Raw genomic sequence first — 6,161 nt, forward strand, 5'->3', positions numbered from 1 at the left:
GTGACATTAAAAAAAGAAAAGCATTATAATTTAATACAGATTTAACAATACAATTCCAACTATATCGATTAATTATATATATGTTAATGAAAAACTTTAATTATAGTATATTATAATAAATTATAAAAGTTAACGATTGTGATATTTTGAAAGCATTTGATTTTTTACTAAATAAACGAGAAGAAAAACCTAGAAGTAAAGGTATTACTATGGTTTTGGATAAAGGTCTAGGCCTTGAAACTGCTGAAAGTTTAATGGATATTTCAGGAGAATACGTTGATTATTTAAAATTCGGATGGGGTACATCAATAATTCATGATGAGGAAATTATCAAAGCAAAAGTTGAAATGTATAAAAATCATGATATTATCCCCTATACTGGAGGAACATTATTTGAACTGGCTTATATGAATGATAAATTAGATGAATTTTTCAATAGAGCTCATGAATTAGGTTTTCCGGCTATTGAAATATCAGACGGATCTATTAATTTAGCGCATGAAGACAAATTGGAGTCAATTAGAAAAGCTAAAGAAAATGGTTTTATTGTGCTTTCTGAAGTGGGTAAAAAAGATCCTAATCTGGATAAAGAGCTTTCACTTGAAGAAAGAATTGGATATATGCAAAAAGAACTTGATGCAGGTTCATCTTTAATTATTGTTGAGGCAAGAGAAGGTGGAAAAAACATCGGTATATTTGATGCATCAGGTAAAGCCAAAGAAGATGAAATAGATTATATTTTAGATAATTTTGATGGAGATAAGATATTGTGGGAAGCTCCAAATAAAGACCAACAGGTCTTTTTCATTTTAAAACTTGGAAACACAGTTAATTTAGGAAATGTTTCCAGTGATGATATCACATCTCTTGAAACCTTAAGACAAGGATTAAGAGGGGATACAGTAGGAAAAATTAATTAGAAGGTAGTAAAATTGAAAAATAGGGATATAAGCCAAATCAATGAAAAAATTGATAATGGTGAAGCTAATATTTATACTGTTGAAGAGTTTAAGAAACTGGTTAAGGAAGATAATGCTCCAAGTTTTGAAGAAGTTGATGTGGTTACAACCGGAACCTGTGGTGTTATGAGTGGAACTGCAGCTATCCTTAATTTCATTGTTTCTGAACCGGGTGAATTTATAAGGGCAGAAAATGTTTATTTAAATGGAGTTCCAGCTTATGCAGGTCCTTGTCCCAATGAATGGTTAGGGGAAGTTGATGTTATACTGCATGGAACTGCCCATTCTATAAATGATAAAAATTATGGCGGAGGTTTCCTTTTAAAAGATATAATGGAAGGAAAATCCATTGATGTAAGAGTTGAAAGTGTTGATGGAAAAACAATAGAAAATACAATTACGCGTGAGGATATTAATAGGGCTCAAATTATAGGCTCACGTATGGCATTTAAAAACTATACTGCTTTTACAAATCCAGGTACAGAAGCGGTATCATCCATTTTTGCAGCAACTCCTCTTGAAGGAAATCTTTCCGGTTTAACATTTTCCGGATGTGGAGATTTAAATCCTTTGGAAAATGATTTGCCTCATAATGTAATTAATACTGGTAAAAAGGTATTGTTAAATGATGCAGAAGCTTTTATATTGGGTGATGGTACAAGATCAAATGCTAAAAAACCAAATCTAATGCTTTCAGGAGATTTAACCCAAATGAATCCTTATTACTTTGGAGGATTTAAAACCGGTGAAGGTGGAGAGATATTTAACACAGTAGCTATTCCAATTCCTGTATTGACTGAAGAGATTTATAATAATTTGCTTATTACAGACAATGATGTCAATTTACCTGTTGCTGATATTAAAGGACGTCATTTACCATTAACTGAAACAAATTATTATGAATTGTGGAAAGATTATGATTTAAGGCCTCAATATGATAGAAGTAAATGTCTGACATGCGATTCCTGTGAGGTGGAAAAAGTATGCCCTACAAATGCATTTTCATCTAAAAACTTGGATTTAAGTCGCTGCTTTGGATGTGGAATGTGTGCTAATTTCTGTAAGCATAATGCATTTGACATGAATGTGGGAAGCGTAGACTTAGAAATAGAATCTGAACAGGTTAATATTCCGATTATTTGTAGGCAATCAGATAGATTAAGAGCAAATAAATTGTCACTTAAATTAAAGAAAATGATTAAATCTGGCGAATTTAAATTGTGAGGTTATCTAATGACATCAAAACAGACTATTGATGATTCACCAATAGATTTTGCAGAAAAAATCATTACAGATGTTAAAAACTCTAAAGATGAAGGTGTATTAAAATGTGTACAGTGTGGGATGTGTACATCAACTTGTCCGGCTGCACGCCATTCAGATTATAATCCCAGGGATATTATAGAAAGAGTTTTAGAAGGAGATACATCAATTTTAGAAGATGATTTGATTTGGAACTGTTTTTATTGCTATACCTGCCATAGCGTATGTCCCGTTGGAAATAGTGTATGTGAAGTAAATCAGATATTAAAGCAGATTGCAATATCAAACGAAATAGGATATGATAAATTATATGAATATATGGGATTTGCAGATTCATATTTCACGGCAGCTATTGGAGCAATTCCCGAAATATTTTTTGAAGATATCAAAAGGGATGTTCCTGGATGGTGGGAATTTAGAAGTAATTTGGCCGAAATTAGGGATGAATTAGAATTGGATCCTCCTTTAATGCCTCCAAAAGAAGTTATTGATGAAGTAAGTAAAATTTTAAAAATAACTGGTTTTAAAGATAAAATCGAAAAAATAAGAGCTTCACAGGAGGCGGAAAAATGAAATCTATTCCAGATAAAGACATTTTACTTTTTAGAAGTTGTCTTGTAAGTGTAGAATATCCTGGTGTTGAAGCATCAACAAAATTTGTATTTGATAAGTTGGGCATTGATTATGCAATATCTGAAAAACAAACTTGTTGTACTGGTTTGGGCCATTATTCGGATGTATTTGACCAGGTTGACACGTCAGCTATTGGAGCCCGTAATTTTAAAATAGCAAAAGACATTGGAAGGCCAAATCTTGTAATGATGTGTGCAACATGTTATGCAATCAATAAAAAATCAGTTAAGCTGTTAAATAAAAAGGATGATTTAAGAAATCATATCAATCAGTTATTTGAAAAAAATGGTTTGGGCCATTTGAAATATGAAAAAGATGATTTACTTCCTTCTCAAAACATTTTTCATGTAGTTGATATTTTATACGGAAAGATTTCAGAAATTCCAAAGCATATCAAATATGACTTAAGTGGGTATAAAATAGCTTCTCACCATGGATGCCATTACTGTAAAGTACACTATGAAGATACAATTGGGGGAGTACGTGACCCAAATATCATTGATGAGTTAATAGAGGCATGTGGATGTAAAACTATAGGATGGTATGACCATAAACGAGCTACATGTGGAACCGGTTTCAGACAAAGGTATTCCAATCCTGATTTATCATTCACGGCCACTGCAGATAAAATGAATGCTTTAGGTGATGAAGGGGTTGAGATTGTAGTTCACTTATGCCCTAATTGTCATATTCAATTTGATAGATATCAGCCGTTAATATCAAAAAGAGAAGGAAGAGAATTTAAGGCAATACATTTAAATATAGCACAATTCATTGCAATCGCAATGGGTGGCGATTTCGATAAAGTAATTGGTGTTAAAGCACATACAACACCAATTGACTCAGTAATTAAGGAGTTGAAGGAGGTTGAACAATGAGGGATGATTTAAAAGTTGGCGTGTTTTTATGTGAATGTGGGGGAAATATTTCAGATATTATTGATTTAGATGAAGTTAGAGCCTCCTTGGATGTTGAATTTGTAGGGCAGTTTGAAAATTTATGTTCACTAAATGGTCGTAAGATTATTCGTGATGCAATATTCGACCATGACTTGGATAGGGTAGTTGTTGCTGCTTGCTCACCAATAAGCCACGAAAAAACATTTCAGGATTATGTAAAACCTTTAAATCCTTATTTAATGGATATGGCAAATATTCGTGAACAATGTTCCTGGGTTCACTCAGATAAGGCCAAGGCAACACATAAAGCGATTACTTTAATCAACGCTTCTATTGAAAAAGTTAAGCAGTCCGATGCCGTTGATCCGATTTATTGTCAAACTCCAGATGAAGTGGCTGTTATTGGTGGTGGAATTGCAGGTATGAATGCTGCATTGTCTCTTGCCAAACAGGGAATAAAAGTTACTTTAATAGAGCAGTCCCCTTCTATTGGGGGGCATATGGCAAAAATTGGTAAGGTTTTTTCTCCTGTCAAAATTGCTGAAGAATGTGGAATGTGTCTTTTAAATCCAATATTGAATGAACTTGTCTGGAATGAAAATATTGAGGTATTGACCAATTCAAAAGTAATTGAAGCTGAAAGAAGGGCGGGAACATATAATTTGATTGTTGAAAAATCTCCTAGATATGTTGATACAGAAAGATGTATTGCATGCGGTAAATGTTCGCAGGTTTGTGAAGTGGAGGTTCCTGATGATTGGAATGATGGTTTATCAACAAGAAAAGCAATTTACAGACCCTTTGGACAATCCTATCCTGAAAGCCATGTGATTGATATGGATAACTGTACAAAATGCAGTAGCTGTGTTAAAGTATGTAATATGAGAGCAATTAAACTTAGAGGCAGACCTGAGAGAATTCCTCTTCAGGTTGGTTCAATTATTGTTGCTACCGGACATAAACTCTTTGACATGGATAAAAGACCGGAATATGGCTATGACCGTTATGATGATGTAATAACACAGTCTGAATTGGGACGTATCACTGGTGTTAATGGTCCAACAAAAGGAAAGCTATTAAAATCAAATGGTGAAGTTCCAAAAAGAGTTGTAATGATACAGTGTGTTGGTTCAAGAGATGAAAAGCCCGATGGACATAAATACTGTTCTAAAATATGTTGTACAGTAGCTTTAAAAAATGCAAATATCATAAAGCATAAAAATCCGGACACTGATGTTGTAATATGTTATACTGATGTCAGAACACCTGGAATGTTTGAAAAATATTATAAGCACACTCAGGAAAATGAAGTTAGATTCATTAGGGGAAGGCCTGGTGAAGTCGTTAAAAAAGGCGATAGCTTTATTGTCAGAACAGAAGATACTCTCAAAGGTGAATTTATTGAAATTGAAGCGGATATGGTAGTACTTTCAACTGCAATGGAGCCTTCAGATGGTACTCGAGAGATTGCTGAAATTTTAAATATAGGCACAACAGAAGACGGATTTATTAAAGAATCACATCCTAAAATCAAACCTGTTGCAACTGATGTTCAGGGAATATTTGTTTGTGGAACGGCGCATGATCCGAAAGATATTACAGAATCAATTATGCAGGCAATAGCATCTGCATCCAAAGTGGCCGAATATAATTATGGTGGCGTGGAAATTGAACCGTTCATTGCAGAGATTGATAAGGAAAAATGTATACTCTGTGGTGATTGCATCAGCAGATGTAAATATAAATCCATGAGTATCCAAAATGATGAAGTCTATATTGACCCTATGGCATGTACAGGTTGTGGAAAATGTTTGGTTGGATGTATGCAGAAAGCTATTCATGTTAATGGTAATATTGATGAGAAAATCCTTGCTACAATTAAAGGAGTCCTCAACAATAAAAAAGATGGTGAACGTATGATACTGGTCTTTTTAGATAATATTGGTTATACTGCAGCGGACAATATTGGAGTTAACCGTCTGTCATACCCAGAGTCAATACATATCATTAAAGTAATTTCAGTCAATCGTGTAAGGCCAAATCATATTAAATACGCATTGGAAAATGGGGCCGATGGAGTATTTATCGGTGAATTCCCTGGTGATTTAATGTATGATGAAGTGGAACGTAAAGTTGAGAGGATTAAAGAAACATTAGGAGAATTAAATGAAAATCCCGAACAGATTATGTTTTCAAAAGTTTATATTCCATACTTCACAGGACTTGCCCGTAAGCTAACGGACTTTGATAAAAAAATTAAAATTTTAAATGAGGATGAATCTTTATAAATTCTAATTTTTTTATTTTTTTGAGTCTGTAAAATTTTATAGGCTTCTTTCAAATTTTATTTTTTACAGTTGAAATTTCACTTCGATGAAAATACTCTCTAATTTTTCTTTGATTCTAA

5 protein-coding genes are annotated in these 6,161 nt (G+C 33.4%); all 5 read left to right on the forward strand.

Annotation, left to right across the window (positions count from 1 at the left end; all coding sequences use genetic code 11):
- The first annotated feature begins 146 nt into the window (after window positions 1–146).
- The 5 genes from comA to hdrA are packed head-to-tail and all read left to right on the forward strand — an operon-like array spanning window position 147 to window position 6,042.
- Window positions 147–920: a phosphosulfolactate synthase gene (gene comA / locus ACKI3Q_RS04555; protein ID WP_407414709.1), complete on the forward strand. Its 774-nt coding sequence runs from the start codon at window positions 147–149 to the stop codon at window positions 918–920.
- A 12-nt stretch (window positions 921–932) separates the two neighbouring features.
- Window positions 933–2,183 carry a methanogenesis marker 16 metalloprotein gene (locus ACKI3Q_RS04560; protein ID WP_407414711.1) on the forward strand — a complete coding sequence of 417 codons (1,251 nt, stop codon included), beginning with the start codon at window positions 933–935 and terminating at the stop codon, window positions 2,181–2,183.
- 9 nt (window positions 2,184–2,192) lie between these two features.
- Window positions 2,193–2,795, forward strand: coding sequence for a ferredoxin:CoB-CoM heterodisulfide reductase subunit HdrC (gene hdrC, locus ACKI3Q_RS04565; RefSeq protein ID WP_407414713.1), 603 nt, complete (start codon window positions 2,193–2,195; stop codon window positions 2,793–2,795).
- On the forward strand, window positions 2,792–3,733 hold the full coding sequence (hdrB, locus tag ACKI3Q_RS04570) for a ferredoxin:CoB-CoM heterodisulfide reductase subunit HdrB (protein WP_407414715.1): 942 nt from the start codon (window positions 2,792–2,794) through the stop codon (window positions 3,731–3,733). The genes hdrC and hdrB overlap by 4 nt, the downstream gene beginning before the upstream one ends.
- Window positions 3,730–6,042, forward strand: coding sequence for a ferredoxin:CoB-CoM heterodisulfide reductase subunit HdrA (hdrA, locus tag ACKI3Q_RS04575; protein ID WP_407414717.1), 2,313 nt, complete (start codon window positions 3,730–3,732; stop codon window positions 6,040–6,042). The genes hdrB and hdrA overlap by 4 nt, the downstream gene beginning before the upstream one ends.
- Window positions 6,043–6,161 lie beyond the last annotated feature (119 nt).

This window comes from Methanobrevibacter sp. (assembly GCF_045636185.1).
Taxonomy (GTDB): Archaea; Methanobacteriota; Methanobacteria; order Methanobacteriales; family Methanobacteriaceae; genus Methanocatella.